The following is a 1,286-nucleotide window of genomic DNA, read 5'->3' as shown; positions in this document are numbered from 1 at the left end:
CGGCGCCAGAGTTCGTCGAGGACCAGCACGCAGCCGTTGGGGGCCAGCTCGGAAAGATCGCGGCGCTCGAACCAGTCAGCCGGTAGCTGGGCGATGGTGCCGCCGAACTCGGCCAGCAACGCATCGACCTCGAGCGGGATATTCGTCACCACGTGCCGGCCTTGCTTGAGGCTAGGAATGATGACGTGTTCAACGACTCCGTAGCTTTTGCCGTGGCCGGGCATGCCGGTATATGCGTCGATGGCCATAGGTCACCCGATGATCGGCAGGCGGCGAATGACGAAGCGGATCAGGTACGCGAACAGCACCGTGGTGACGCCGAAGTCGAGCCGGAACATGTGCGCGAAGAAGAGCACCTCATGCGGGATCGACTGCATGGCATTGCCGGCCTGGTGGAAGAAGTCGGGCACCGGAATGGCGTCGAAGAAGGAGACGATGCCTTCGGACAGTTGGTAGAAGATCCACTGCGGCAGCGTTTCGATGAAGTCGATCACCGAGTCGAAGGCATCCTGCAGCCATTGCAGCAGCTTGGCGGGGAAGGCCCACACCCAATCAATGAAACGGCCTAGCTTCTCAAGCATGGCGGCACCTCACGAGGACAGGACGATACGAACGCCCAGCAGGCACCAGACGGCCAGCATGAGCGCAGAGAAGACTCCAGAGATCTCACCCCACAGGGTGCAGTGGCCATCGAAGGTGATCGGCTTGCCGAAAAGCGTCACCGTTCCGGACGGGCAGGCGCCGGAGCCAGACGGAAAGGAAATGGCGCCGACAGCGCTGCCCAGCGGCGAGTTGCGGATGCCATCGAAAACACGAGACAGGGATTCATCGAAACCCGGCACCTTGTCGGCGCCGTCGAAGTAGGTTGGCGCGACGAACGAGCAGTCTCCGCCATCGCAGAAGCCAGGGCCGGAGCCTTCGCCCTCTTCCTCGCCTTCACCTTCGCCGTCACCGTCGCCCGTGCCGCTGCCGTTCTCGCCTTCACCTTCGCCCGAGCTGCCGCCGTCGCCATCGCCAGAACCGTTATCGCCCGAACCGCCACCATCGGAGCCGCCATCACCCGCGCCATCGCCAGGATCGCTGGGATCAGTCGGGTCTGGCGGATCCGTGGGGTCAGTTGGGTCGGTGGGATCCGGCGGCGTATCCGGTGAACAAAACGTGCCGTTATAGGTGTAGCCCTCCGGGCATTGGTCACCGTCCTCGGGCGGCGGTGTGTCGTCAGGGTTCTGTGTTTCGCCTTCGGAGGGGTTGCCCGGTGTCTGGAGCGTGCTTTCGTTGCACTCGAT

Annotated in this window: 2 protein-coding genes and 1 pseudogene; all 3 read right to left on the bottom strand. The window is 63.4% G+C overall.

Annotation, left to right across the window (positions count from 1 at the left end; genetic code table 11):
- On the bottom strand, window positions 1-248 hold a 248-nt coding region (locus N8H22_RS20035; RefSeq protein WP_272890924.1), incomplete at its 3' end, for a zonular occludens toxin domain-containing protein.
- A 3-nt stretch (window positions 249-251) separates the two neighbouring features.
- The gene (locus N8H22_RS20030; RefSeq protein ID WP_264592223.1) at window positions 252-581 is read right to left on the bottom strand and encodes a hypothetical protein; all 330 of its coding nucleotides are present in this window, start codon (window positions 579-581) and stop codon (window positions 252-254) included.
- Between the two features lie 9 nt (window positions 582-590).
- Window positions 591-1,286, bottom strand: a pseudogene (locus tag N8H22_RS20025) (methyltransferase); the annotation flags it as partial.

This window comes from Stutzerimonas sp. S1 (assembly GCF_025966695.1).
Lineage (GTDB): Bacteria > Pseudomonadota > Gammaproteobacteria > Pseudomonadales > Pseudomonadaceae > Stutzerimonas.
The sequence above is the reverse complement of the archived record's forward strand: the minus strand, read 5'-3'. Positions and strand labels throughout refer to the sequence as shown.